Origin of the sequence: Ideonella sp. (assembly GCF_036277275.1) — a bacterium.
Classification (GTDB): domain Bacteria; phylum Pseudomonadota; class Gammaproteobacteria; order Burkholderiales; family Burkholderiaceae_C; genus Ideonella.
Window position 1 is genome coordinate 20393 of sequence record NZ_DASUNH010000161.1, and the last position, 23146, is coordinate 43538.

Genomic DNA, 23146 nt, shown 5'->3' on the forward strand with positions numbered 1-23146 from the left:
AATGTCGGCTGGATGGCAGGAAGGGTGTGGGTGGGGCGCGACAGCCCGGGGGGTACGAAAGCTCGGGAAGGCCGGGTAGTCTGGCGAGCAGAGGGCACTCGCAATGCCGCGCCCAGAGGTGGCTGACATGGAAAGAGGCGCCGCCGCGGCGCGCGCGGTACTGCCACGGTCTTCTGGCTCCGGCCTGGGCGCTAAAGGCGCCCTTCACGTCGGCAGAGCCGACATGAGCCTGTGCCGGAAGAAGAGTGCTTGGCGCTTAAGCGCCACTGGGGTTCGCCGCGGCGAACCCCAGCACCACCCGACGGGTGGTGGCACTCTTCTTCTCAATCTTCGTGACGATGACGGGGCCGATGTCGGCGGTGTTGTTCACATGGGTGCCGCCGCACGGCTGCAGGTCGACGCCTTGCACTTCGACCAGCCGCACGCGGCCCGAGCCGCGTGGTGGTTGCACGCTCATGCTGCGCACCAGCTGCGGGTTGGCGTCGAGTTCGGCGTCGGTGATCCAGCGGGTGGTGACCGGGTGCGCGGCGGCGACATAGCGCGCCAGGCCGGCAGTCAGCGCTTCCTTGTCGAGCGGCTCGGTCATGTGGAAGTCCAGCCGCGCATAACCGGCGGTGATCGAACAGCCATCGACCGGGTGCGGCACCAGCGCGCACAGCAGGTGGGTGGTGGTGTGAAAGCGCCGATGGGCCTGGCGGCGGGCGCTGTCGATGCGCGCGGTGATGCGCTCACCCACTTGCAGCACGCCGTCGGCCGGCTCGGCCAGCAGGTGCAGGATCTGGCCCGCCTCGGCGCCCTTGCGCGTGTCGGCCACCGCCAGCGTGCGGCCATCGGCCAGCTGCAGCACACCGGCGTCGCCTGCCTGCCCCCCGCCTTGGGGGTAGAACACCGTGCGGTCCAGCTGCACCGCCAGGCCATCCACCGCCGTGACGATCGCGTCGCATTCGTTCAGATCAGCATCGTCGCGGAACAACTCAATCGTCATAGCTTCTTTCGGCGCGCAGCGCCGCTCCAAGTGGCGTGCGCGGAGCCCCCTTGGGGGCCGAGGTCGGACACAAACAGTCCCCAGGACTGTCTGTGCCTACCGAGGCGCCGGGCCTCTGGCCCGGCGCGGCCTGCAAGGCAGCGCCCGGCAGGGAGCGTGGGGGCCCTACATCCCGGCTATCACGCCGCAGGCGATGCGGGCGCCGGAGTTGCCGGTGGGTTGGGTGGTGTAGTCATCGGGGCTGGCGTGCACGATCACCGCACGGTCGAGCAGACTGGCCGCACCGGCGCTGACCGTCGGGCCCATCAGCATGAATTTCTGGTTCGCGGCGCCGTTCGCATCGGCCTTCAGCGCCGGCATGTCGCCAGCGTGGTGGGCGGCGCTCTGCGGGCCGTGCGGTTTGCCGTCGGGGTTGAAGTGGCCGCCGGCGCTGGTGCCGTCGGCGCTGGCGCAGTCGCCCTTCTCATGCACGTGGATGCCGTGTTCGGCGTTCGGCTTCAGGCCGCTGACCTGGGCATGCACCATCACGTGGTCGCCCATCTGGTGGAACACGAACCGGCCGCGCACGGTGTTGCCCTGGGTCGGCGTGAGCGTCGCGAATGCAACCTTGCCTTTCATCGAGGCCATGTGGGCGTCCATGCCTTCACCACTGCCGCCCCCCTTGCTGTGCGAGGCGGGGGTGCTGCAGCCGGCGCATGCCATGGCGAGCAGGGCGGTGGTGGTCAAGAAGCTGAGGCGAAGCATGCAAAAGACTCCGGGTTCAATCTGAGATCGCCCGAATGTAGGCGTGAACGAGCGGGGCGTGAAGCCGCCGGCACAGCGGCTTACAAGCGTGCGGCGTCTTCGCTACAAGCTCAGCGTGCCGCTGATGCACGGCGTCACGTCGCCACCGATCCAGATCGTTCCGCTGACCGGGTCGCGGTGGACGTGCACGCGGCCGGCGCGGCCCATCACGGTGCCCTGCGCGGCCACGTACTGCGGCGGTGCGAGGCCCTCGCCGATCAACCATTGCGCGACGCTCGCGTTCAGGCTGCCGGTCACCGGGTCCTCGGCCACGCCGATCGGGGCCGCGAAGCCGCGCAGCTCGAACTGCGTGCCGGCGGCGCCCTCGGCGTCCTGCTCGGCCACGACGCCGACCTTGGCCAGTGGCTTCAACCGGCTGTGGTCCGGCTTCAGCGCCCGCAGGCGCGAGGCATTGGCCACCCGCAGGCCGATCCACCTGTTGCCGTTGTCCAGCCAGCAGGCGCTGAGCAAATCACCGGGAGGCAGGCCGAGCGCGTCGACCACTTGCGCCAATAGGATGTCGTCGACCGGTTCGCGCCTGAGCGGCGGCGCCGCAAAGGCCAGGCGCGTGCCGTCGCGCCGCACCGGGACCAACCCGATGCCGCATTGCTGCACGATCTGCTGCGCGTCGCGCGGCTGCCCACCCGCGGCCAGCCACGCATGGCAGCTGCCGAGCGTCGGATGGCCGGCGAACTGGAACTCGCCGTCGGGCGTGAAGATGCGCACTCGGTAGTCGGCCCGCGCATCGGTGGGCGGCAGCAGGAAGGTGGTCTCGCTCAGGTTCGTCCACTTGGCGAAAGCCTGCATCTCGGCGTCCGACAGGCCTTCGGCATCGTGCACGACCGCCAACGGGTTGCCACGCAGCGGGGTGGCGGTGAAGACGTCGAGCTGGCTGAACCGGCGGGTCATGCTGGCCATATCAGGGCGTGGCCTCTTCAAGTTCTTCGTTCAGATGGCGCTTGAGCACGCGGCCCAGCGCCGCCACCGCGGTGCGGATGTCGTCCGGCGCCAGCGTGACGAACGACAGCCGCATCGTACGGACGTCCGGTGCATGGGCGTAGAAGGCCTCGCCGGGCACGTACGCGACCCCCGCGGCCACGGCCTGCTCGAGCAGCGCCATCGCGTGACAGCCTTCGGGCAGGCGGACCCAGAAGAACATGCCGCCCAGCGGGGCTGTCCAGTCACTGCCGGCCGGCAGATGCTCTTGCAGCGCCGCGGCCATCGCGTCGCGCTGCGCCTTGTAGCGGGCGCGGATGGTCGGCACGTGCTGGTCGAGGAAACCGTTCTTGATGACCTCGTAGACCACACGCTGGTTGAAGCCCGGCGTGTGCAGATCGGCCGCCTGCTTGGCCTGCAGCAGCTTCGGCATCAGCTCGGGCGGGGCGACCACGTAGCCCAGCCGCAGCCCCGGTGCCAGCACCTTCGAGAACGAGCCGAGGTAGACCGTGCCCTCGGGCCAGCGCGAGGCCAGCGGCGCCGGCGGGGCTTCGTCGAACCACAGGTCGCCATAGGGGTTGTCTTCGACCAGCGGCACCCGCGCGGCCTGCGCGGCCTTGACGATCGCCTGGCGGCGCGCCTCGGGGATCACGCGGCCGGTCGGGTTCTGGAAGTTCGGCAGCACATAGGCGAAGCGGGTGCCCGGCGCGTCGTGCGGCAGGCGTTCGATCGCCTCGGGCAGCGGGCCGTGGCCGTCGCTGTCCAGGCTCTTGAAGATCGGCTCGTACGGCGCGAAGGCTTGCAGAGCGCCGAGGTAGGTCGGCGTCTCGACAGCCACCGGTGCGCCGGCGTCGACCAGCACCTTGCCGACCAGGTCCAGGCCTTGCTGAGAGCCGGTGGTGATCAGCACCTGCGCCGGCGTGACCTGCTGGCCGTGTTTGGCCAACTGGGCGGCGACCCACTCGCGCAGCGGGCCGAAGCCTTCGCTGGCGGCGTACTGCAGCGCCTCTTTCGGCGTGTCGGCCAGCACCTTGGCGGTAGCCTCGCGCATCGCCTCGATCGGGAAGGTCTCGGGCGAGGGCAGGCCGCCCGCCAGCGACAGCACACCCGGTTGCTCCGTGACCTTCAGGATCTCCCGGATGATCGACGGGTTCATGCGGGCCGCGCGTTGCGCGAGGTGCCAGGCACTGGCAGGGGTGGTGATGGTCATGGTCGGGTTTCCTCAAGCAACATCCATTGCACTGCCTCGTGAGCGTGCAAGGCGGTGGTGTCGAACAGTGGCAACGGCCAGCCGTTCGGTTCGGGGGGGTGATCGGGAGGGGTCAGCAGGGAGATCTCCGTGCAGCCCAGGATGATGGCCTCGCAGCCTTGTTCCGCCAAGCCGTCCATGATCTGCACGAAGCGATCCCGTGACGCAGGCAACGTCAGGCCGCGGCAGAGTTCGTCGTAGATCACGCGGTGGATTTCGTCGCGCTCGGCCGGGCCAGGCGCCACGGTGGTCACGCCGTGTTGCTCAGCCAGGTGGTCGGCCAGGAAACGGTCTTCCATCGTGAAGCGGGTGCCGAGCAAGCCGACGCGGATGTGGCCGGCGGCGCGCAGCGCGCGGCCGGTCGCGTCACCGATGTGCAACAGCGGCAGGCCGCAGGCCTCGACGATCGACCCGGCCACCTTGTGCATCGTGTTGCTGGCGATCAGCAGGCCTTCGGCGCCGGCGGCCCGCAGTTGAACGGCCGCCTGCCCCAGCACCTCGGCAGCGCCGGCCCAGTCGCCCGCGCGCTGCTGCGCGGCGATGCCGGCGAAATCGACGCTGGCCAGGCGCAGGGGCGCGCTGTGCAAGCCGCCCAGGCGCGCTGTGACGCCCTGGTTCAACAGCCGGTAGTAGACGAGCGTCGACTCCCAGCTCATGCCGCCCAACAGCCCCAGTGTTTTCATTGCGTCACCTCGGCCGGGCTGCGTGCCGATGCGGGAGGCGCTACGGCCGCGACCGGCATCTTCTTGCCGATCACCACGGTCGCCAGCACGGCCAATGCGAAGACCAGGGTCGACGCCTCGAACGGTTCGCCCAGCACTGGCACCGCGAACAGCAGCGCGAGAAAAGGCTGCAGCAGCTGCACCTGGCTGACGCGCAGCGTGCCGCCCAGCGCGAGCCCGCGGTACCAGGCGAAAAAACCCAGCCACATCGAGAACAGCGTGACGTAGGCGAAGCCGCCCCAGGCCGAAGCCGCGGCCGGCGCATCGGGCCACCAAAGCCAGGCCAGCGGTGCCGTGAACGGCAGGCTCAACACCAGCACCCACGAGATCACCTGTTCGGCCGGCCATTCGGCGGCCAGGCGCGCCCCGGCGACATAACCACCAGCGGCACTGACCACCGCCAGCAGCAGCCAGCCATCGGCGCTGGACAACGCCCCGCCGCCCTGGAGCGCGGCATAGGCGAGCACCAGCCCGCAGCCCAGCACGGCGCAAGCCCAGAAGCCTGCCGACGCGCGTTGGCGCAGGGCCAGTGCAGCGATGGCCGCGGTGGCCAGCGGCAGGATGCCGGTGACGACCGCGGCGTGCATCGCCGGCACCTCGCGCAACGCCAAGGCGATGCCGAGCGGGAAGCCGACCACCGTGCCGAGTGCGCTCAACAGCAGCGTCAGCAGGTGTCGGCGCTGCGGCCACGGCGCGCGCGTGGCCAGCAGGTAGGCCACGCTGAGCAGCCCCGCGCCAGCCGCGCGGCCGGCGGTGACGAAGGCCGGCGGCAACTGCGGTGCATCGGCCGGGCCGACCGCCAGCCGCGTCATCGGAAAGGTCAGCGCGAAGATCACGACGCCCAGGGCCCCGAGCAGCAGGCCGCGGCGGGCCGACTCGGGCGTCAAGGGGGCGGCGGTCACGGCTCGCATCTGGACAGTCTAGGGCGCCGACCGGTACAGTGCCGATACAGTCAGGCGGCGCAGTTCGCCAAACTGTATTGCTGCAGCTGCCGACACAGACCGCGCCATGAACGCTCCCGACGCCTTCGCCCTGACCCGCACCGCGGGCGCCACGCTGACCGAGCAGTTGGCCGGCCAGTTTGCCGAGCGCATCCGCCAGCGGCTGTTGGCGCCGGGCGCACGCCTGCCGTCGGTGCGCGACTGTGCGCGCCGCCATGGCGTCAGCCCGCACACCGTGGTGGCGGCCTACGACCAGTTGCTGGCGCAGGGCTTGGTCGAAGCACGGCGCCAGCGGGGGTTCTTCGTCCGTGAAGGCGGGCGCGGCCCGTACGGCGCCACGTCCGGTCCCACGTTGGCGGCCGAGGCCACGTCGCCGGTTCGCGTCGCGCCGGTCGATGCGACGGCGTTGATCCGCGGCATGTTCCATGGCGTCAGCCACCTGCCTGCGCCCGGCCTGGGCACGCTGCCGCCCGACTGGCTGGACCTGCCGCTGCTGGCCAGCGCGCTGCGCCGCGTGCTGACGCACGGCGATTCGGCGCTGGCGCTGCAGTACGGCCAACCCGCCGGCGACAGCCGGCTGCGCGAGGCCCTGGCGACCAAGCTGACCGACTTCGGCGTGCGGGCCCAGGCTTCGCAGATCGTCACCGCCACGGGCGCCACCCATGCGCTGGACATCGTTTCGCGGGCGTTGCTGTCGCCAGGTGACGCGGTGCTGGTCGACGAGCCCGGATGGGCGGTCGAATACGCCCGGCTGACACAGCTGGGCATGCGCCTGCTGCCGGTGCCGCGCGGTGCCGACGGGCCGGACCTGAACGTGATGGCGACGCTGGCGCGCGAGCACCGGCCGCGGATGTACGTGACGGTGTCGGTGCTGCACAACCCGACCGGCCATTCACTGAGCCTGGCCGACGCGCACCAGGTGCTCAAGCTTGCCGAGGCGCACGACTTTCGCATCGTCGAGGACGACACCTACGCCCACCTGGCGCCGAACCACCTGCCGCGGCTGGCCGCGCTGGACGGCCTGCAGCGGACGTTGTACGTCAGCGGCTTCTCGAAGATCCTGACACCGAGTTGGCGTGTCGGCTACGTTGCCGCGCCGCCATCGCTGGTCGAGCGTCTGATCGACGTGAAGCTGCTGTCGACGTTGACGACGCCGGCGGTGCTCGAGCAGGCGGTCGCGCATTGCCTGGAGCAAGGCAGCCTGCGCCGCCATGCCGAGCGGGTCACGACGCGGCTCGATGCGGCGCGCCACCGCAGCGTGCAGCTCGCACTGGCCCACGGCTGCCGCTTCGTGGCACCGCCGCAAGGCCTGTTCGGCTGGGTCGACACGGGGGTCGACACCGAAGCGCTGGCGCAGACGCTGCTCGACCAGGGCTGGCTGCTCGCGCCGGGTCACCTGTTCCACGCCACGCGCCGGCCGAGCACGCTGATGCGGATCAACTTCGCGACCTCGCAGGACGCGCGCTTCTGGCAGGCACTGGACGCCGCATGCCGGGCCTCGTCGAAGCAGCAGGTACAGTGAATTCATCGACGCACGGGAGATGACCATGACCCCCTTCCAGCCCTCGACGGGCAAATCGAAGCGAACGCTGGCCCGCACGGCTGTGGCCACGACGCTGATCACGCTGGCGCTGGCCGGCTGCGGCGGCAGCAACACCGACGACGATTCGGGAGGGCCCACCGGCCTGGTGCCCACGGCGCCGGCCCTCGGCGCCACGCTGTTCAACGATGCCACCGTGCTGCGGCCGCTGGTGGTCGGCGCCAGCTGGCAGTACGCCGGCATTGCGCCCGACGGCGACTCGTACACCAACGCCGTGACCCACACCAGCGCGACGCCTGGCGTGACCGAGTCGGGCACCAACACCTTCGATGGCGGCGCCGGCAGCGTGCACATCACTGCGGTGAACGGCAACATCATCCAGCCCGATCCGATCGACGCCAACGGCGATGGCATCGTCGACCTCGCCAACGTGATCGAGCTGCGTTCGCCGGTGCGCGTGAACGACCAGATCGTCGCGATCGACCAACGCTTGTCGAACATGTTGCCGGACGTCGACGGCGATGGCCGCGCCGAGGCCCTCGACCTGGCCACCTACAGCCGTGTCATCGGCACCGAAGAGGTGGACCTGAACGGGCCACCGACCCAGCAAGCGGTGCGCATCGACCGCATCACTGCGGCACGCGTGGTGCTGTCGAAGGACGGTCAGACGCTGCCCACCGTCACCTCGACCCAGACGGTCTGGTACGCCCCGTCGCTGGGTATCGTGCGGCGACGGATGGACCAGCCCTCCGAAACGGGCATCGGCCGCGACGTGACCGACGAGCGCTTGACGGCCTGGGCCGGCCTGCCCTGACCCTGTCCGGCCGCCTGGCGGCGGCCGGTGCTGCGCCCCGGTTCAGCGTCGCTTCAGGGCGCTGGCGGGTTGAAGCTGAAGACCACGCCACTGCCGTGCGTGCCGCCGCCGATGGCACGGCCATACAGGCGCCCGTCGCTGGCCTGCAGCAGGCCGGAGCGCGGCCAACCACCGCGGGCTCCGCCATCGAAGTGGTACAGCACCTCATAGCTTCCGCCGTCGGGTTGCATGCGGAAGATGACGCCTTGGCCATGGGTGCCACCCGTGGCGCAAGTGCCATACAGCCAGCCGTCCTTGGCGCGGATCGGTGCGCTCGTCGGGTGGGAGCCGTCGGCGCCGTTGAACAGGTGCAGCACGGTGGTGTTGCCTTCGGGGCTGACACGCAGCACGCTGCCGTGGGCTGCGCTGTCGCCGCTGTTGATCGTCAGGTAGAAGTAGCCGTCACGGCCGTCGACCAGGTCAGGGTTGACCAGGCCGTACGGGTAGAACTTCACCAGCACCTTCAGGTCCCCCGCGTCGTTCACGCGGAACATCGACGACAGCTGTTCGCCCTGGGTGTTGATGGCCAGACCGTAAAGGTAGCCGTCGCCTCGGCTGGCCAGCGTGTGGGGGCTGGTGATGCCATCTTCGGCCGTCACCATGCGGAAGAGTTCGGGCTGATAGGCGGGTGCCGCATTGCGCTCGAACTGGCCTGAGGAGCCCTGCGCGGTGTAGACGCGCACGGACCTGAGGCTGCCGTCGGCCCACGGTACCGGCGCCGTCGTGCCGGCATAACCTTCGCTCTTGGTGTATGCATGCGCCAACGTCGGCGAGCCGCCAGCGGGGATGCGAAACAGGCTGCCGCGCCTGCCGGGTCCCTTGGAGGACAGGCTGCCCCACAGCGTGCCCTGCGCGTCGACATTCAGCGTCTCACTCGGCTTGCAGCCCAGGGTGTTGCGGTCCAGCACGACCTTGCTGACCACGCCGCTGGCCGGGTTCAACGCCAGCAACGAACCACATGACAGGTACAGGGACTCGTGCGTGGCGATGAAGATCTGTCCGTCGCCCCCCTGCGCCAGCCGGCCCGTGGCATAGCTGTTCTGGTAGGCGAACGGGAACTTGTAGTGCACGGTCGGCGTGACGCTGGCGGCATTCGCCAGGGCACTGCAGCCCAGCGCCGCCACGGTGACGGCCAGGCGGAAAAACTGGGCAGGCCGTGCGGCTCGGCGCGGCGACGAGGAGGTCAGAACGGACATCGATCGATCCTGGAAGGAGAAGTAGCCCAGTATCAGCACGGCGGGCCCTTCCGGCAACCGCTGACTGGTGCCGTTATGCCACTAGGCCCCTGTCGTTCTGGGGATGGTGGCCAGCGGGAAGATGCGCTGCGTGCGGGATGGCGTGACCACCCCGCGCTGCGACGACAAGCCGATCTGCGGCGGCGTGGCCGAGTACAGGATCCGGCCGAACCAGTGACGCGCCGTCGCCCGCTCAGCGCGCCGGCAGTGCCGCCCGCTCGGCCTCGCTGAGCACCCGCAGGTGCAGCTCACCATCGACCAGCGCGAGCCCGTGCAGGTCGATCGACTTCTGCGTCTGCAGCAGGCGAACGAGGTAGGACACGATGTTGGCCTCGATCACCTGGCCCGGCACCAGCACCGGGATGCCCGGCGGGTACGGCACGATCTGGTCGCAGCAGACGCGGCCGGTCAGCTGCGCGTTCGGCTGGCCCTGTTCGTCCAGCAGCGGCAGGCGCTCGCCGGCTTCGTAGAACGCATCGCGCGGCAGGCAAGCCAGTTCGGTGAAGCGGGGCGCCTCGGGAACACGGGCGTAGGCGCGCGGGGCGCGCTTTTCCTTCGCCAGGCGCAGCATTGCGTCGAACAGGCGGCTGACCTTGCTGCGCGTCGTGCCGATCGTCAGCAGGAGTGTGAGCGTGTTGTGCGTGTTCTTCTCGACCTGGATGTTGTAGCGGCCGATCAGTTCGTCGCGCAGCTCATCGGCCGAGTAGCCGCTTTGCGAGATGTCGATCGTCAGCTTGGTCGGGTCGAGCCGGATGCCGTCGCCCTTGACCTCTTCCGGCAGCAGGTCTTCCAGCTCCAGCACGCGGAACGCGCCGGTCGCGTTGATCTTCTCGCGCAGTTCGTGCGCGAATTTCAGTGAGCGGTCCAGCAGGCGGTAACCCTCGAGCACGGCCTGCTTGCGCGCCACGTCGAGGCTCGCGATCAGGTTGTACTGCGGGCTGGTCGACGCGTGCATGTTGAAGTTCTCGCGGAACAGGTGGTCGTCGAACGCGGGGTCGTTGACGTGCACCATGCTGGCCTGCGAGAAGGCCGACAGGATCTTGTGCGTGCTCTGCGTCGCGTAGTCGGCGCCGCATTCGAGCGCGGTCGGCCGCAGCTCGGGGTGGAAGCGCGCGTGGCCGAACCAGGCCTCGTCGATGATGACCTTGATGCCGGCGGCATGGGCCATCGCGATGATCGGCTTCAGGTCGTAGCGCAGGCCGTCGTAGGTGCAGCTGGTCAGGATCAGCACCTTGGCATCCGGATGCGCCTCGATCGCGGCGGCCAGCGTGGCCTTCGGCACCGGGCCGAAGATGCCGTAGTGGCGGTTGACGGACGAGTCCAGGTACACCGGCCGCGCGCCCGACAGGATCACGCCGTGGTGGACCGACTTGTGGCAGTTGCGGTCCAGCAGCAGCTTGTCGCCCGGCGCCAGCAGCGTCTGGAAGATGACCTTGTTGGCGGTCGAGGTGCCGTTGGTCGCGAAATAGGTCTTGCGCGCGCCGAAGGCCTTGGCGGCCAGCTTCTGCGCCTGGGCGATGACGCCCATCGGGTGCAGCAGCGAGTCGAGCTCCGGCACGCTGACGGAGAGGTCGGCACGCAGCATCTGCTCACCGACGAAATCGTAGAAATCACCGACCCAGGGGCTGCCCTTGAACGAGTCGCCGCCGCCGTGGCCAGGCGTGTGCCAGCTGTCCTTGGCCTGGGCGACGTATTCGCGCAGCGCGTTGTAGAACGGCGTCTCGGCCTTTTCGGCGATCTCGGCGGCGACGATGCGGAACCAGCCGTTGAAGTCGTGCTCGCCGCGGAAGAAGTAGCCATCGACCGCGTCGCTGGCCAGTTGCTCGACCAGCAGCTTGTCGGCATCGTCTTCCAGCACCATGTACAACGACAGCTCGGGCCGCGCCTCGATGATGCGCTGGGCGGTGGTGACGGCGGGGTTGCCGCGCGCGCCGGCGCCACGCGGGCCGTGGTCGATCACGACGACCTGCAGATCGGCCTGGGTCGGTGCAGTGGCCAGCACCGCGTCCACGGCGGCGTCTCCGCAGGGGCAGCCGACCGCCATCAGGCCGAACGGGTTGTCCAACCGCCCGGCGGCCTGGTTCAAGCCCTGCACAACCTCGGAGCGCCATTCTTCGTCGGCGCTGACGACCAGCACGTGGGTGGCAGGGTTCATGATGGGCACTCCTCGTCGGCTGCGCCCGGAAGGCGCAAAACCCGACAGTGTAGGCACCTGAACGCCGAAGAATATTCGGTTCGGCCCTGATCCTGCCGTGTCTTGTTCACGCGCACGACCGTTCCCTGCCACCTGCCAGATGCTGCTGATGGCCTCGGGCGCGCCTGCTTTCAGGGCGAACGATGAGACCACCAAGACGGTGGCGTTGGTTCAGCGCCGATTCTGGAAGCCAAGCGCCACACCGCCGGCCACCACGCCCCAAAACGCTGAGCCGATGCCGGCGATCGTCAGGCCCGACAACGTGACGACGAAGGTCAGCAGCGCGGCGTCGCGGTGGTGCTCGTCTTTCAACGCGGTGGCCAGGCCGCCGGCGATCGTGCCGAGCAGCGCCAGCCCGGCGACGGCGGCCACCAACTCGCGCGGAAACGCCTGCAGCAGCCCGGCCACGGCGCCCCCGGACAGGCCGAGGGCGATGTAGAACACGCCGGCCATGGCCGATGCGGTGTAGCGCTTTGTCGGGTCTTCGTGCGCCTCGCGGCCCATGCAGATCGCCGCGGTGATCGCCGCCAGGTTGAAGGCATAACCGCCGAAAGGTGCGAACACCAGGCTGGCCAGCCCGGTCGCGCCGACCACCGGCGACACCGGCGTCTGGTAGCCCGACGCGCGCTGCGCCGCAACGCCGGGCAGGTTCTGCGAGGCCATCGTGACGACGAACAGCGGTAGCCCGATGCCGACCAGCGCGCCGACGCTGAAGACCGGCATCGTGAACACTGGCCGCGTCCATTCGAGGGCCACGCCGGCCAGGTGGACCTGGCCCTGCATCAACGCGATGACGATGCCGGCCAGCAGCACGCCAGGCACGGCATAACGCGGCCACCAGCGCCGTCCGGCCAGGTAGGCCAGCGTCATCACGATCACCAGCAGTGGAGCGCTGCGGGTGGCCAGCACCGCGTCCAGCGCGAAGCGGGCCAGCACGCCGGCCAGCAGCGCGGCGGCGATCGCCATCGGGATGCGGCCCATCACCCGCTCGAACAGGCCCGAGTAGCCCGCGACCGTGATCAGCACCGCACAGGCGATGAAGGCGCCGGTGGCTTCGGGTAGCGACAGGCCGTGCGACGCCGCGATCAACGCAGCGCCGGGCGTCGACCAGGCCGTCAGCACCGGCAATCGGTAGTACAGCGACAGCCCGAGGCTGGTCAGCCCCATGCCCAGCCCGAGTGCCCAGATCCACGAGGCGGTTTCGGCGCTGTTGGCGCCCAGCGCCTGCGCCGCGGCGAAGACGATCGCCACCGAGCTGGTGAAGCCGACCAGCACGGCGACGAAACCGGCTACCACCGCCGACAGGGACAGGTCACGCAAGGGATTGGGCTTCAGCATGGGCGGCGAGCATAGCCGTGCCGCGCCGAGGGCTTAAGCTGGCGGGACATTCCGATGACGATGAACCACCCCACATCCGACCCCGACACCCGCGTCGCCGCCCTGCCCAACGGCGTGCGTGTGCTGACCATCAATCTGCCGCGGCTGGAAAGCGCCAGCGTCAGCATCTTCGTGCGCACCGGCAGCCGCAACGAAAGCCGGCGCCTGAACGGCATCAGCCACATGGCCGAACACATGGCGTTCAAGGGCACGCATTCCCGCAACTGCCAGCAGATCAACCTCGACGCCGAACGGCTCGGTGCCGAGGTCAATGCCCACACCGACAAAGACCACACGGCTTACCACATGCGTGGTCTGGCCGAGCATGCACCGCTGTTCCTGCGCATGCTGGGCGAGATCGTGCGCGACTCGAGTTTCCCGGCCGACGAGCTGGAGCGCGAGCGCCAGGTGATCCTGCAGGAGTTCGCCGAGACCGAGGACGATGCGTTCGACACGGCGTTCCGCTTGTTCGACCACGCCTGTTATGGTGCCCACCCGCAGGCCCAGCCGGTGATCGGGCGGCGGCGCAACATCGAGGCCTTCACCCGCGAACAGTTGCAGGCGTATGTCGCGCGGCAGTACACCGGCTGCAACATCGTGGTGGCGGCCGCCGGCCGGATCGATGTGCGGGCGATCATGCGTGAGGCGGAGGCGGCGCTCGGTGGCTTGCCGCAGGGCGAGCCCAATTGCACCGACGCCCCATCGTTCGAAGGCGGCATCGGGTTGCGTCGGCTGGCCGGCCACAGCCAGACCCATGTCGTGCTGGGATATCCGGCGCCGCCGCTCACCGAGCCGCGCCATGCGGTGCACCAGCTCGCGGCTGCGCTGCTGGGCGAAGGCATGAGTTCGCCGTTGATGGACAGCCTGCGCGAGCGGCAGGGGCTCGTTTACTACGCCGCCTGCTCGGCGGATCTCGACGATCTGGCGGGCCAGTTCGTCATCGAAGCCTCGATGGCGCCGGCCAACATCCCGCCCTTTGCCGATGAAGTGGTGCGTCTGCTGCAGGCGCAGGCCGGCAGGATCGAGCCGCTGCAACTCGAGCGCGCGCGCAACCAGATCGCGGTGCGGCGTCTGCAGGCCTGGGAGAAGCCGTCGCGCCGGCTGGAGGAAGCGGTACTGGACCTGTTCGCGTTCGGTCGCGTGCGCTCACGCGCCGAGCGTCGCGATGCGCTGCAGGCGGTGACGCCGCGGCAACTGCGCGCGGTGTTCGCTGAACTACTCGTCGGGCCGGTGGCCATTGGTGCGGCAGGCCGGTTGCCCAAGTCGGCAGCCGACCGGCTGCACGCGTTGGCCGACGGCTGACGCGAGCGTCAGATCTCGACCTTCGCGCCCAGCTCGACGATTCGGTTCGACGGCAGGGCCAGGAAATCGGCCATGTCGGCGGCGTTGCGGTGCATGCTGGCGAAGAGTTTTTCGCGCCACATCGCCATGCCGTCGCCGAAGGTCGGGATCACCGTGTCGCGGCTGAGGAAGTAGCTGGTCTCCATCTCCTCCAGCGGCACGCCGCGGCCTTCGAGCAGGCGCAGCGCCTCGGGCACGTCGGGGTCGTTCTTGAAGCCGAAGTTCAGCGTGATCTGCCAGCAGTCGTGGCCCAGCGATTCGAGCGCCAGCCGCTTGTCGAAACCGATCCACGGCACCTCGTGGTGCTTCACGTGCACGAACAGGTTGTGCTCGTGCAGCACCTTGTTGTGTTTCAGGTTGTGCATCAGCGCGTTCGGCGCCAGTCCCTCTTCGGCGACCAGGAACACCGCAGTCCCCGGCACGCGCACCGGTGGACTGACGAACACCGCTTCGAGGAAGCTGCTCAGCTCGATCGCTTCGTTGCGCACCCGCTCGTGCATGATCGCGCGGCCCTGTTTCCAGGTCAGCATCAGCAGGAACATGCCGGCACCGATGACCAGCGGGAACCAGCCGCCGGCCAGCAGCTTCAGCGTGTTCGACAGGAAGAAGGTGATGTCGATGACGAAGAAGAAACCGGTCGCCAGCAGGCACAACGCGAGCGGGTACTTCCAGCCGTAGCGGATGACGTAGAACGTCATCACCGTCGTGATCGTCATGTCCAGCGTCACCGCGATGCCGTAGGCCGACGCCAGGCTCGACGAACTCTTGAACAGCGCCACGGCCAGCACGATGAAGACATACAGGCCCCAGTTGATGAAGGGCACGTAGATCTGGCCGGTGTCGCGCACCGAGGTGTGGCGCACGCTCATGCGCGGCAGGATGCCGAGCTGGATCGCCTGTTTGGTGACCGAGAAAGCGGCCGAGATCAGCGCTTGTGAAGCAATCACCGTCGCCGCGGTGGCCAGCACCACCAGCGGCAGGCGCATCGACTCGGGCGCCATCAGGTAGAACGGGTTCACGACCGCGTCCGGGCTGCCCAGGAGCAACGCGCCCTGGCCGAAGTAGTTGATGACCAGCGCCGGCATCACTATCGCGTACCAGGCGATGCGGATCGGCCGGCGGCCGAAGTGGCCCATGTCGGCATACAGCGCTTCGCCGCCGGTCACGCACAACACCACCGCGCCGAGGGCCACGAAAGCCACCGTCGGGTGCGCGGCAAAGAAGCCGATCGCGTACTGTGGGTTCAGCGCAACCAGCACGGCTGGGTTGGCCATCACGTGCGGCAGCCCGAGCGCGACCAGCGCGATGAACCAGACGAGGGTGATCGGGCCGAAAAACTTGCCGATGCCACCGGTGCCGAAACGCTGCACCGAGAACAGCGCGGTCAGCACCACCAGCGTGATCGGGATCACCCATTCGTGCATCCCGGGGGCGATGACCTGCAGCCCCTCGACCGCCGACAGCACCGAGATGGCCGGCGTGATGACGCCGTCGCCATAGAAGATCGCGGTGCCGAACAGGCCGACGACCATCAGCGTGCGGCGCAGCGTCGGCCGCTCCTTCACCGCGGTGGTGGCCAGCGCCAGCATCGCGATCAGCCCGCCTTCGCCGTTGTTGTCGGCGCGCAGGATCAGCAGCACATACTTCAACGAGACGATGATCGTCATCGTCCAGAAGATCAGGCTGAGCACACCGAGGATGTTGACCGGCGTCGCTGCGACGTGCCCCGCGTGGAACACCTCCTTCAGCGCGTACAGCGGGCTGGTGCCGATGTCGCCGTACACGACGCCCAACGCAGCCAGCGTCAATGAGGCCAGCGCCGGCAGCGAGCGGTTGGCTGAATGCGAGGAACTCAAATGCAATCTAGGGGGGCGCGGCGCGGCCGCTGAGGCTCGTATTGTGCGCGCTGCGGCCTTGGGGTCGAAATCATCGAAAATCGAAGACCCTGTCTCAGTCGCACTGTTGCGCCCCCGAGTGTCATGCCCGCCGACGCATCTGCCTCCTCTTCCGACACCGCCTCGACCCTCGTCGACCTCGAGCTTCCGATGGCTGCCCCAACCCCTGCCCGGTTGGTGGTCGAGCGCCTGTCGGGCATCGCCGTGGTTGGTTGGGCCTTCGACCCGCAGGCGCCCGGGCAGGAGGCCCTGTACCTGGTCTGTGGTGAGCAGACGTTTGCGGCGCCGGTGCGCCGCCAGCAGCGGATGGATGTCTGCCGGGCCGTCGGTGCCGGCGAGGCGCTGGCGCTCGGCTTCGAGATCGACCTGCCCCTGTCCATCTGGCCGGCGCTGGGCCAGGCCGGCGCGGCGCTGGGCGTTCGCATCGGCGAAAACGGTGCGATCGTCAAGTCGCCCGCTCAACCCACCGCCGCGGGCTTGCGCAGCTGGATGGCGACGCTGGCCCAAAGCCCGGACGTGCAGCGAGCCCAGGCCGAGCAGGCTGCGCTGGCACCGCACCTTGAACAGGCCGTGCTGTGGGGCGATGGCGGCGCGGTGCCGAAGGCCCCGCCGCCCGCACCCGTGTCGTGCAACGTCGAAGGCTGGCAGGGCTTGGCATTGGGCGGCTGGTTGGCTGACTCGCCTGAAGCGCGCGAGCCGCTGCGCCTGCGCTGCGGCGACCGCCGCTACGAGGTGCCGGTGCGGCGCGTTTCACGCGGCGACGTGTCGTCATCGCTGAAATTGCCGCATGACGAGGTCGGGTTCCTGCTCGAAGTGCCCGGCAGTCTGTGGGGCGACCAGCCATCCGGTGCCGACGAACTGGTGTTGCAGCTCGAAGGCCGCGGCGGCCCGCTGGGGCCGGAATGGCGCCTGAAGCGCTCGGAACTGCCGGCCCGTCTGGACGAGGCGCTGGCCTGGCCCGACCCGCTGCAGCGGAGCCACCTGGCGCTGCTGGCGATGGAGCATCTGGCCTGGGCGGGCGGGCTGGGCGACATCGACGATACGGCGCGCCAGGCGTTGGCGGTGCTGGCCGAATCGGTCGGCGCCGGTGCCTGGTTGGACCAAGATCCGCGCTTGCTGGTCGCGCCGGCCGAGCGCTTGCGCCATCCGTTTCGCATTGCACCGCGTGGTCGCCTCGGCCGCTGGCTGCAGAAGGCGGCCAACGCCGATCGAGCGTTCAGGCTGCTGACGCGCTTGCAAAGCAGGCCCGGGACTGCCGGCCTGGCCAAGCGGCTGGAGCTGACGCTGACCCATGCGTTGGGCCTGTTCGACAAGGCCTGCTACGACGAGCAGATCAGCCCTGCCGAGCGTGGCGGCATGCCGGCGCTGCGGCACTACGTCGAGCAGGGTGATGCCCGCTCACTGGTGCCGATGGCCCTGTTCGATGCGCGTCACTACACCGGCCAGCTGAAGGGCCGACGCCACCCCGGCATCAATCGCCTGCTGCACTATGGCCTGGTCGGTCGGCACCAAGGGCTGTCGCCATGTGCCTGGTTCGACGCAGCCTACTACCTAAGCACCAACGCCGACGTGCGCGGCTCGGGCGCCGACCCGCTGATCCACTTCGTCAACTGGGGCTGGAAAGAGCGCCGCCGGCCCGCGGCCCGCTTCGAGCCGACCACCGGCACGCGGCAGGGCTTGCTGCAGCGGTTGTCGCACGTGCGGGGCGGCGAGGTGGCGGCAACGGTCGACCCGCTGCAGCGCTTCTTGCTCGACGGCCTGCCGGCCGATGCCCAACCGAACGAACCCGGCCGCTTGCCGTGGGCCGTGCCGTCGCGGCTCGATGGGCGCGATTACCTCGAGCTGAACGCCTGGCGCAACCTGCCGCAGCCTGCGGCGCAGCCCCGGGTCGACGTGATCGTGCCGGTCTACGCTGGCGCCCAGGAGACGTTGCGTTGCTTGTGGAGCGTGTTGTCGTCGTGGGTCGACACGCCGTACCAACTGGTGGTGATCGACGACTGCAGCCCCGAGCCGGCCTTGTCGGCCCATTTGCGTGAGCTGGCGGCGCTGGGCCTGATCCACCTGATGGTCAACGAGCGCAACCGCGGATTCGTCGCCACCGTCAACAAAGGCCTGAAGCTGCATTGGGACCGCGACGTCGTGATCCTGAACTCCGACACCCGCGTCCACCCGGGCTGGCTGGACCGGCTGGTCGCGCATGGCGAGGCAGAGCCGCGCGCGGCCTCGATCACGCCGCTGTCGAACAACGCGACGGTCTGCAGCTACCCGCGCATGCTCCACAGCAACTGGGAACGGCTGGAGCTGGACGATGGGGCGCTGGACGCCCTGGCCGCGACGGTCAACCGCGGCCGCCATGTCGAGGTGCCGACCGGGGTCGGCTTTTGCATGTGGATGCGGCGCTCGGCGCTGGACGCCGTCGGCCTGCTCGACGTCGAGCGTTTCGGCCGCGGCTACGGTGAAGAGAACGACTGGTGCATGCGTGCCAACGCGGCCGGCTGGGTGCAGTTGGTGGCCAGCGACGTCTACGTGCTGCACCAGGGCTCGGTCAGCTTCAGCGCCGAGGCCAGTGCGCGCACGCGGGCTGGCATCGCGACGCTGTTGCAGCGCCACCCGGACTACCAGCAACGCATCGACGACTGGATCGCCCATGATCCGCTGCTGCCTGAACGCGCGCGGCTGGATGCGGCACGCCTGAAGCGTGCGACCGAGGTCGCCATCGGTGGTGGCCTGGTGCTGATGGTCAACCACGCCCGCGGCGGCGGCACGGCCCGCCACGAGGCCGAAGAGGCTGCGCGGCTGCGCGCCGAACGCGGCCTTGGCGTGGTGACGATGCACCCGTCGCGCCGGCCCGGCTGCGTCGCGCTCGGCGCCACCGGCGGCCTGGCCGGCACGCTCGACCTGCCGGCGCTGCAGGCGGTGCCGTTGCTCACCGATGGCCGCTACGGGCCGCGCCACCCGGCGCAGGCGCTGCTGGACGTGCTGGCAGCGCTCGATCTGCGCGAGGTGCAGCTGCACCACCTGGTCGATCATCCGCCGGTGCTGCGCGAACTGCTGCCGGGGCTGTGCAAGGCGCTTGACGTGCCGCTGTCGGTGACGGTGCACGACTACCACCTGATCTGTCCGCGCATCAACCTGGTCGACGCGAGCGGCCGCTACTGCGGCGAGCCGGACCGCGACACCTGCGACCGTTGTCTGCAGCGTGACGACGAGGGCCGGGCGGCCGGCCGCATCGGGGCCTGGCGTGCTGCCCATTCGCAGCTGCTGACGCGGGCGCAGCAGGTCATCGTGCCGGACGAGGATGTCGCGGCGCGGCTGTCGAACTACTTCCCCGCGGTGCGCGTTCGGGTGCAACCGCACGAACCGCTGCACCTGCCGGCCAACCCGCTGCCGCGCGGAACGGTGCGGAAGCTCCTGGTGGTGGGGGCGCTGAGCCCGATCAAGGGGCTGAACGTGCTGCTGGGCCTGGCGCGCAGCCGTGCCGCGGCCGAGTTGGGCCTGCGCTTCACGCTGCTTGGCCACTCGTCCGACGACGCAGCGCTGCGCGCGGCCGGCGTGCAGGTGCTGGGCCGCTACGAGGACAAGGCGCTGCCCGGCCGCATCGCCGAGCTGGCGCCGGACATGATCCTGCTGCCCTCGGTCTGGCCCGAAACCTTCTGCTATGTGCTGACGGCGGCCGCCGAGTCGGGCCGGCCCATCGCGGTGTTCAACCTCGGTGCCCAGGCGCGACGCCTGAAGGAAGCCAAGGCGCCGGCGGTCTACCTGCCGATCGAGTTGGCCGGCCAGCCGGAACTGCTGGCGCGCGCGTTGGTGGCCTGACGATGGCCAGCGGATGGCGCGGCCGTCGCCTGGCTGCTCCCAAGGCGGCCGCCCGCCCTCTTGGAGGGTGGCGACGGTATTCCGTCGCCGGGTGCCTACTTTTTCGGCCGCTGCCAGCCGGCCAGGCTGACCTGCCTGGCGCGCGCGACCGTCAGCTGGCCGGCTGGCGCGTCCTTCGCGATCGTCGAGCCACCGCCGATCGTCGCGCCGTCACCCAATGTGATCGGCGCGACCAGCACGCAGTTGCTGCCGACGTGCACATCGTTGCCGATCACCGTGCGGTGCTTGTTGGCCCCGTCATAGTTGGCGGTGATCGCGCCTGCGCCGTAGTTGACGCGTTCGCCGACGGTGGCGTCACCCAGGTAGGCCAGGTGATTGGCCTTGGCGCCCCTGGCCAGCGTCGAGTTCTTGACCTCGACGAAGTTGCCGATGTGCACTTCGTCGCCCAGCACCGCGCCGGGCCGCAGCCGCGCGAATGGGCCGATCAGCGCACCGGCGCCGACCTGCACGCCCAGCGCCTCGCCGTCGATGTGGGTGAACGGGTGGATCACCGCGCCAGCGGCGATGCGTGCATTGCGGATGACGCAGTTCGCACCGATGCGAACCTCGTCGCCCAGCTCGACTTCACCTTCGAAGACGCAGTTGACGTCGATCTCGACGTCGCGGCCATGCTTGAGCGTGCCGCGCAGGTCGAAGCGGGCCGGGTCCGCCAGGCGCAGGCCGGCGGTCATCAGCGCGTCGGCCTGGCGGCGCTGCAACCGGCGCTCCAGGTCGGCCAGCTGGGCGGGGCTGTTGACGCCCAGCACTTCGGTCTCGTCGTGCGCCGAGGTGGCAACCACCGGCACGCCATCGGCCACCGCCATCGCGACGATGTCGGTCAGGTAGAACTCCCGCTGTGCGTTGTCGTTCTTCAGCGCTGACACCCAGCGTTTCAACAGCGCGGTCGGCGCGGCCATCATGCCGGTGTAGACCTCGCGGATGGTGCGCTGCTCGGGCGTCGCATCCTTGTGCTCGACGATCGCCTGCACTGCGTCACCTTGGCGCACGATGCGGCCGTAGCCGGTGGCGTCGGCCAGTGTCACGGTCAGCAGGGCGAGATTCTTGCCACCGCAGGCCGAGGCCAGCGCGGCTGCGGTGTCGCTGCCGATCAACGGCACGTCGCCGTTCAGGATCAGCGTGGTCTCGGCGTTGTCGTCCAGCGCCGGCGCGGTCTGCTGCACGGCATGGCCGGTGCCCAGTTGCGGCTCCTGGCGCACACACACGGCGGCGGCGCCCACCAGCTGCTCCACCTGCCCGGCGCCGTGGCCGGTGACCACCACCTGGCGTTGCGGTGCCAGCGGCGCGACGCGGTCCAGCACATGCTGCAGCAACGGCCGGCCGGCCAGCTTGTGCAGCACCTTCGGGGTGGTCGAGTGCATGCGGGTGCCCTTGCCCGCGGCCATGATGACGACGTTCAGCGCCATGGATCTGTGCTCCAGAAAAGCCAAGCCGGCGTCGCGCGCCGGCTCGTTGGCATGAAGGCGGGATTATCCCGCCCGCTCAGGGCAGCTGAATATCGACGTCGTGCGGCTCATTGCGCGCTTTCGGGAAGTCCTTCAGCGCCGCCGAGAACATCGCCGCGATCACCGGCGGCCCACCGGCGGTGATGCCGTCGGTGCGGGCGCGGGCCTCGTACAGCGGCTGGCCCGAGGCCTTGTCGCGGATCAACAGGCCCACTTCGCGCTGGTATTCGCTGGGCTCGCTGCGCCAGCGCCACGGCCCATAGGGCCCCCAGGCACCGGGCCAGCCCGGGCCCGCCCAACGCGAACCATAGGGGCGCCACCACAACGGGTCGTCCCAGGGCGAGCGGTCGTAGCGGGTGATGCGTGCGCCGATCTGCACCACCACGTCCGGCGTGGCACCTGCCGCGGTGGGCACGAAGCCGGCCATTTGCAGCGCCTGGTGGGCGCCTTGCTCGACATCCGCCTGCAGGCCGCCCGGGGCGGCCTGTTGCGAGGGCAGGCGCTCGATCACGTAGCTGCCGGCGGGCCGACCGGTGGGCCACTCGCCAAAAGTGCTGACTTCGCTGGTGAGGGTCTTGAACGATGCACAGCCGGCCAGCGTGGCGGCCGCGAGGGCGGCGCCGACGGCGGTCCAGCGGAGGGCGATGCGGCGGTGGCTGTTCATCGACTTACTCCTCAAGAAACGACGGGTCCACCCCGTGTTTTGTTGGTCAGATCCCATTGAACGACCTGAGGTTCAATCGAGTTGACGGCCGGGGTGGCGCAGCCGTCCTCGTCTTCGTCGAAGGCCTTGTCACCGGTCGGGTCGGGCTGACCGGTGGCCCGGATCGACGTGAACGGGTAGAGCGAGCGGTCCATCATGTGCGACAGCGTGATGTTGCCCATCGCGCTGAACATGTTGTCGATCCGGCCCGGAAACTTCTTGTCCCAGTCGCGGATCATCGCCTTGATCTGCACGCGCTGCAGGTTCTCTTGGCTGCCGCACAAGCTGCACGGGATGATCGGGAACTGGCGGTGCGCCGACCACTTCTCCAGGTCGGTCTCGGCCACGTAGGCCAGCGGGCGGATCACCACGTGCTCGCCGTTGTCGCTGACCAGCTTCGGCGGCATGCCCTTCATGCGCGAGCCGAAGAACATGTTCATCAGCAGCGTCACGACCATGTCGTCGCGGTGGTGGCCCAGCGCGATCTTGGTCGCGCCCAGCTCCTTGGCAACGCGGTACAGGATGCCCCGGCGCAGCCGCGAGCACAGGCTGCACATCGTCTTGCCTTCGGGGATGATGTTCTTGACGATCGAGTAGGTGTCCTGCTCCTCGATGTGGAACGGCACGCCGCGCGAGCGCAGGTAGTTCGGCAGGATCTCTTCCGGGAAACCCGGCTGCTTCTGGTCGAGGTTCACGGCGATCAGCTCGAAACGGATCGGCGCGCGCTGCTGCAGGTTCAGCAGGATGTCGAGCAGTGAGTAGCTGTCCTTGCCGCCCGACAGGCAGACCATCACCTTGTCGCCTTCTTCGATCATGTTGAAGTCGGCGATCGCCTGGCCGACCTGCCGGTGCAGCCGCTTGCTCAACTTGTTCGTCTCGAAGGCGGCCTTCTTCTCGGCAGCCGCAGCTGTGGCGTCAATCGCGGTGGTTTCGGGGCGGGCAATGTCGTTCATCTCAGTCCATCCATGCGGCCGACCCACAGATCCGCCAACCCGCTATTTTCCCCCACGCTCCACCACGCCGCTCACGAGGCGCTCCGCAGGAGCCGGCGCCCACCAAGTGGCGTGCGCGGAT

17 protein-coding genes are annotated in these 23146 nt (G+C 69.3%); 4 read left to right on the plus strand and 13 right to left on the minus strand.

Translation table 11 applies throughout. The features are described from left to right. Window positions 1-256: 256 nt before the first annotated feature. The 6 genes from VFY73_RS27410 to VFY73_RS27435 form a co-directional block, all read right to left on the minus strand. Window positions 257-985 (minus strand): alanyl-tRNA editing protein, encoded by a 729-nt coding sequence (locus VFY73_RS27410; protein WP_329724756.1) that lies wholly within the window; start codon window positions 983-985, stop codon window positions 257-259. A gap of 165 nt (window positions 986-1150) precedes the next feature. After that, a complete protein-coding gene (locus VFY73_RS27415) occupies window positions 1151-1729 on the minus strand; it encodes a superoxide dismutase family protein (protein ID WP_329724757.1) in 579 nt (192 codons plus the stop codon). Between the two features lie 102 nt (window positions 1730-1831). Then, a complete protein-coding gene (locus VFY73_RS27420; RefSeq protein ID WP_414654544.1) occupies window positions 1832-2686 on the minus strand; it encodes a PhzF family phenazine biosynthesis protein in 855 nt (284 codons plus the stop codon). 1 nt (window position 2687) lies between these two features. Beyond that, entirely contained in the window at window positions 2688-3914 is a 1227-nt protein-coding gene (locus VFY73_RS27425; RefSeq protein WP_329724758.1) for a PLP-dependent aminotransferase family protein, read from the minus strand. Then, window positions 3911-4636: an aspartate/glutamate racemase family protein gene (locus VFY73_RS27430; RefSeq protein ID WP_329724759.1), complete on the minus strand. Its 726-nt coding sequence runs from the start codon at window positions 4634-4636 to the stop codon at window positions 3911-3913. The genes VFY73_RS27425 and VFY73_RS27430 overlap by 4 nt, the downstream gene beginning before the upstream one ends. Then, on the minus strand, window positions 4633-5586 hold the full coding sequence (locus tag VFY73_RS27435; RefSeq protein ID WP_414654545.1) for a DMT family transporter: 954 nt from the start codon (window positions 5584-5586) through the stop codon (window positions 4633-4635). The genes VFY73_RS27430 and VFY73_RS27435 overlap by 4 nt, the downstream gene beginning before the upstream one ends. 97 nt (window positions 5587-5683) lie before the next feature. Between VFY73_RS27435 and VFY73_RS27440 the strand changes: the two genes are divergently transcribed. Both VFY73_RS27440 and VFY73_RS27445 read left to right on the plus strand, forming a co-directional pair. After that, window positions 5684-7138 carry a PLP-dependent aminotransferase family protein gene (locus VFY73_RS27440; protein WP_329724761.1) on the plus strand — a complete coding sequence of 485 codons (1455 nt, stop codon included), beginning with the start codon at window positions 5684-5686 and terminating at the stop codon, window positions 7136-7138. A 25-nt stretch (window positions 7139-7163) separates the two neighbouring features. After that, complete coding sequence (locus VFY73_RS27445) at window positions 7164-7970, plus strand: hypothetical protein (RefSeq protein ID WP_329724762.1); 807 nt, start codon at window positions 7164-7166, stop codon at window positions 7968-7970. A 53-nt stretch (window positions 7971-8023) separates the two neighbouring features. On the opposite strand, the gene VFY73_RS27450 is transcribed toward VFY73_RS27445, so the two are convergent. The 3 genes from VFY73_RS27450 to VFY73_RS27460 form a co-directional block, all read right to left on the minus strand. After that, window positions 8024-9205, minus strand: coding sequence for a choice-of-anchor tandem repeat GloVer-containing protein (locus tag VFY73_RS27450; protein WP_329724763.1), 1182 nt, complete (start codon window positions 9203-9205; stop codon window positions 8024-8026). A gap of 232 nt (window positions 9206-9437) precedes the next feature. Continuing rightward, a complete protein-coding gene (locus VFY73_RS27455) occupies window positions 9438-11399 on the minus strand; it encodes an aminotransferase class I/II-fold pyridoxal phosphate-dependent enzyme (RefSeq protein WP_329724764.1) in 1962 nt (653 codons plus the stop codon). A gap of 210 nt (window positions 11400-11609) precedes the next feature. Beyond that, complete coding sequence (locus VFY73_RS27460; protein ID WP_329724765.1) at window positions 11610-12776, minus strand: benzoate/H(+) symporter BenE family transporter; 1167 nt, start codon at window positions 12774-12776, stop codon at window positions 11610-11612. A 54-nt stretch (window positions 12777-12830) separates the two neighbouring features. On the opposite strand from VFY73_RS27460, the gene VFY73_RS27465 reads away from it, so the two are divergent. Then, on the plus strand, window positions 12831-14117 hold the full coding sequence (locus VFY73_RS27465; RefSeq protein ID WP_329724766.1) for a pitrilysin family protein: 1287 nt from the start codon (window positions 12831-12833) through the stop codon (window positions 14115-14117). 8 nt (window positions 14118-14125) lie between these two features. On the opposite strand, the gene VFY73_RS27470 is transcribed toward VFY73_RS27465, so the two are convergent. After that, window positions 14126-16012 carry a potassium transporter Kup gene (locus VFY73_RS27470; protein ID WP_329724767.1) on the minus strand — a complete coding sequence of 629 codons (1887 nt, stop codon included), beginning with the start codon at window positions 16010-16012 and terminating at the stop codon, window positions 14126-14128. 189 nt (window positions 16013-16201) lie between these two features. On the opposite strand from VFY73_RS27470, the gene VFY73_RS27475 reads away from it, so the two are divergent. Continuing rightward, window positions 16202-19867 carry a glycosyltransferase family 2 protein gene (locus VFY73_RS27475; RefSeq protein WP_329724768.1) on the plus strand — a complete coding sequence of 1222 codons (3666 nt, stop codon included), beginning with the start codon at window positions 16202-16204 and terminating at the stop codon, window positions 19865-19867. Window positions 19868-19962: 95 nt separating this feature from the next. Here VFY73_RS27475 and glmU read toward each other — a convergent pair whose 3' ends face one another. The 3 genes from glmU to ttcA all read right to left on the minus strand — a co-directional run bounded on the left by glmU (window position 19963) and on the right by ttcA (window position 23025). Next, window positions 19963-21330 carry a bifunctional UDP-N-acetylglucosamine diphosphorylase/glucosamine-1-phosphate N-acetyltransferase GlmU gene (glmU, locus tag VFY73_RS27480; RefSeq protein WP_329724769.1) on the minus strand — a complete coding sequence of 456 codons (1368 nt, stop codon included), beginning with the start codon at window positions 21328-21330 and terminating at the stop codon, window positions 19963-19965. Window positions 21331-21406: 76 nt separating this feature from the next. Further along, entirely contained in the window at window positions 21407-22033 is a 627-nt protein-coding gene (locus VFY73_RS27485) for a DUF4136 domain-containing protein (protein ID WP_329724770.1), read from the minus strand. Window positions 22034-22044: 11 nt separating this feature from the next. Further along, window positions 22045-23025: a tRNA 2-thiocytidine(32) synthetase TtcA gene (ttcA, locus tag VFY73_RS27490; RefSeq protein ID WP_329724771.1), complete on the minus strand. Its 981-nt coding sequence runs from the start codon at window positions 23023-23025 to the stop codon at window positions 22045-22047. Between the last annotated feature and the right edge of the window lie 121 nt (window positions 23026-23146).

What these genes read in the sequence shown, in the direction of transcription:
- VFY73_RS27465 (WP_329724766.1), top strand. Translation starts at nt 12,831, where the DNA reads ATGACGATGAACCACCCCACATCCGACCCCGACACCCGCGTCGCCGCC.
- VFY73_RS27450 (WP_329724763.1), bottom strand. Translation starts at nt 9,205, where the DNA reads ATGTCCGTTCTGACCTCCTCGTCGCCGCGCCGAGCCGCACGGCCTGCC.
- VFY73_RS27440 (WP_329724761.1), top strand. Translation starts at nt 5,684, where the DNA reads ATGAACGCTCCCGACGCCTTCGCCCTGACCCGCACCGCGGGCGCCACG.
- VFY73_RS27435 (WP_414654545.1), bottom strand. Translation starts at nt 5,586, where the DNA reads ATGCGAGCCGTGACCGCCGCCCCCTTGACGCCCGAGTCGGCCCGCCGC.
- ttcA (WP_329724771.1), bottom strand. Translation starts at nt 23,025, where the DNA reads ATGAACGACATTGCCCGCCCCGAAACCACCGCGATTGACGCCACAGCT.
- VFY73_RS27415 (WP_329724757.1), bottom strand. Translation starts at nt 1,729, where the DNA reads ATGCTTCGCCTCAGCTTCTTGACCACCACCGCCCTGCTCGCCATGGCA.
- VFY73_RS27420 (WP_414654544.1), bottom strand. Translation starts at nt 2,686, where the DNA reads ATGGCCAGCATGACCCGCCGGTTCAGCCAGCTCGACGTCTTCACCGCC.
- VFY73_RS27425 (WP_329724758.1), bottom strand. Translation starts at nt 3,914, where the DNA reads ATGACCATCACCACCCCTGCCAGTGCCTGGCACCTCGCGCAACGCGCG.
- VFY73_RS27485 (WP_329724770.1), bottom strand. Translation starts at nt 22,033, where the DNA reads ATGAACAGCCACCGCCGCATCGCCCTCCGCTGGACCGCCGTCGGCGCC.
- VFY73_RS27410 (WP_329724756.1), bottom strand. Translation starts at nt 985, where the DNA reads ATGACGATTGAGTTGTTCCGCGACGATGCTGATCTGAACGAATGCGAC.
- VFY73_RS27445 (WP_329724762.1), top strand. Translation starts at nt 7,164, where the DNA reads ATGACCCCCTTCCAGCCCTCGACGGGCAAATCGAAGCGAACGCTGGCC.
- VFY73_RS27430 (WP_329724759.1), bottom strand. Translation starts at nt 4,636, where the DNA reads ATGAAAACACTGGGGCTGTTGGGCGGCATGAGCTGGGAGTCGACGCTC.
- VFY73_RS27455 (WP_329724764.1), bottom strand. Translation starts at nt 11,399, where the DNA reads ATGAACCCTGCCACCCACGTGCTGGTCGTCAGCGCCGACGAAGAATGG.
- glmU (WP_329724769.1), bottom strand. Translation starts at nt 21,330, where the DNA reads ATGGCGCTGAACGTCGTCATCATGGCCGCGGGCAAGGGCACCCGCATG.
- VFY73_RS27475 (WP_329724768.1), top strand. Translation starts at nt 16,202, where the DNA reads ATGGCTGCCCCAACCCCTGCCCGGTTGGTGGTCGAGCGCCTGTCGGGC.
- VFY73_RS27460 (WP_329724765.1), bottom strand. Translation starts at nt 12,776, where the DNA reads ATGCTGAAGCCCAATCCCTTGCGTGACCTGTCCCTGTCGGCGGTGGTA.